Origin of the sequence: Cellulomonas septica (assembly GCF_012396155.1) — a bacterium.
GTDB classification, from domain to species: domain Bacteria; phylum Actinomycetota; class Actinomycetes; order Actinomycetales; family Cellulomonadaceae; genus Cellulomonas; species Cellulomonas septica.
Genome location: NZ_JAAXOY010000815.1, coordinates 1 through 1,306 on the forward strand (window position 1 = coordinate 1; position 1,306 = coordinate 1,306).

3 protein-coding genes and 1 pseudogene are annotated in these 1,306 nt (G+C 74.5%); all 4 read right to left on the minus strand.

What is annotated here, in order from left to right; translation table 11 throughout:
• Positions 1-196: TadE/TadG family type IV pilus assembly protein (locus tag HGA02_RS19430; RefSeq protein ID WP_210728830.1), on the minus strand; the 196-nt coding region annotated here is incomplete at its 3' end.
• Positions 197-228: 32 nt separating this feature from the next.
• Positions 229-669, minus strand: coding sequence for a TadE/TadG family type IV pilus assembly protein (locus tag HGA02_RS19435; protein WP_343035640.1), 441 nt, complete (start codon positions 667-669; stop codon positions 229-231).
• Positions 666-890, minus strand: a complete 225-nt coding sequence (locus tag HGA02_RS19440; protein ID WP_246248115.1) for a hypothetical protein — start codon at positions 888-890, stop codon at positions 666-668. Before HGA02_RS19440 ends, HGA02_RS19435 begins: the two co-directional genes overlap by 4 nt.
• A gap of 66 nt (positions 891-956) precedes the next feature.
• A pseudogene (locus HGA02_RS19445) lies at positions 957-1,306 on the minus strand (type II secretion system F family protein); the annotation flags it as partial.

A 1,306-nucleotide genomic window follows, 5' to 3' on the forward strand; every position in this document is an offset into this window, starting at 1 on the left:
CGAGCGCGCTCGCGCCGTCGCGCTCGAGCGTCGCGGCGCGCACCGCGTCCCGCGCGATCGCCTCCGCCTCGCCCTCGGCGGACACGTACCGCCCGGCGGCGACGACGAGCAGCGCCACGAGCAGCAGCACCGGGATCAGCACGACGACCTCGACGGCCATCGAGCCGCGGTCGTCGCCCCGCACGGTCCGTCCCACCGTGGTCCTCCTCCGTCCGTCCGCCGCGCGCGTCACTGGTCCGCCCGGAACCGCTCGACGGGCCCCTGCACGAGCGCGCTCACGCGCGGCGCCAGGCCCTGCACGATCTCCTTCGAGCGGGCCGAGACCTCGACCCGCACGGTGTCCGGGGTCGGCCGGCTGATCTCGACGTCGAGGTCCTGCAGGTTCTCGCCGCCGATCAGCTCGGCGAACTCGACCGCCCGGGCGCGGGCGGCCGTCTCCGACTCGGGCGTGCCGCCGCCGGTCCGCACGACGCGGGCGGTCTCCCGCGCGACGGCACCCACGAGCTGGTTGCCGTGCCACGTGAGCGCGAACTGCACCGTCACGAGGATCACGAGCATGAGCAGGGGGGTGTAGAACGCGAGCTCGATCGAGCTCGCGCCACGGTCGCCCCCGGCGCCCGCGGACGCACGCAGCCGTCGGCGGACCGGGGTCAGGAGCCCAGCGGTCACGGTCCGCCCGGGGCGTCGGGCATCTCGATCGACTCCGCGGCGTCGTTCGCGAGGTTGTAGATCACCGTGCCGACCACGCCCGCGAGCAGCACGAGGACGCCCGTGATGATGACCCACTCGATGACCGACGCACCGGCGTCCTCCGCAAGGCGGGCGCGCTGGTAGCGGCGTCGCAGCTCCATGACGAGGTAGTCCCAGACTCCCCGGTGGGGAAAGCTCATGTCAGCACCGTCCTGTGTCGAGTGTCCGTGTCGTGCGGTCGCGGCCCGTGCGGCCGTGCCGTGGGGTCATGTCTGGCCCAGCACGCTCTGCAGCGCCGGGTAGAGGAGGAAGACGAGGAAGCCGACGGCGAGCAGCAGCTGCGCGACGAGCATCGACTCGGAACTCTCGCCCGCCTTCCCCTCGGCCTCCGCGAGCTCGCGTCGACGCATCGAGCCCGCGCGCGCCGCGAGCGAGTCGCGCACCTTCGCACCGTCCTCCGCGACGAGCGCGAGCGCGGCGGCGAGGTCCCGGAGCTCGTCGACGCGCAGCTCCGTGCCGAGCCCGCCCAGCGCGGACCACGGCGTCTCGCCGCGCAGCCGCGCACCGCCGAGCGCGTCCCGGATCCGCACCATCGCCCACCCGTCACTGAGCTCCG

What these genes read in the sequence shown, in the direction of transcription:
- HGA02_RS19440 (WP_246248115.1), bottom strand. Translation starts at nt 890, where the DNA reads ATGAGCTTTCCCCACCGGGGAGTCTGGGACTACCTCGTCATGGAGCTG.